This window comes from Aliamphritea spongicola (assembly GCF_017051665.1).
Taxonomy (GTDB): domain Bacteria; phylum Pseudomonadota; class Gammaproteobacteria; order Pseudomonadales; family Balneatricaceae; genus Amphritea; species Amphritea spongicola.
The window spans coordinates 1-282 of sequence record NZ_JAFIDL010000129.1 but is presented as its reverse complement, the minus strand read 5'-3'; the positions used below and the strand labels follow the sequence as shown (position 1 = coordinate 282).

Sequence of the window (282 nt, the reverse complement as noted above, 5' to 3'; positions counted from 1 at the left end):
CCAGTTGCAGGCCGACATGCCCAGCTACCTGGCGGACTTCTTCGCCGACATGACCGCCCGCCTCAAGGGCAAGGTGGTCTACATCGGCGGCACCTGGAACCTGTTGCACAACATGGCCAAGGCGGGGCTGGAGCGGGGGCTGGAAGGGGTGTTCCACCCCGATTCGTTCATTGCCACCACCGGTGGCGCCAAGGGCGTGGTTCAGCCTGAGGGCTGGCGCGAGGAGGTGCTGCGCTTCACCGGTGCGCGAAAGATCTTCGAAACCTATGCCATGTCGGAAAC

At 64.2% G+C, this 282-nt stretch carries 1 protein-coding gene; it reads left to right on the top strand.

Annotated features, from left to right (window positions below):
* A partial coding sequence (locus JYB63_RS23030) for a hypothetical protein (protein WP_205660242.1) occupies positions 1-282 on the top strand: 282 nt, incomplete at both ends.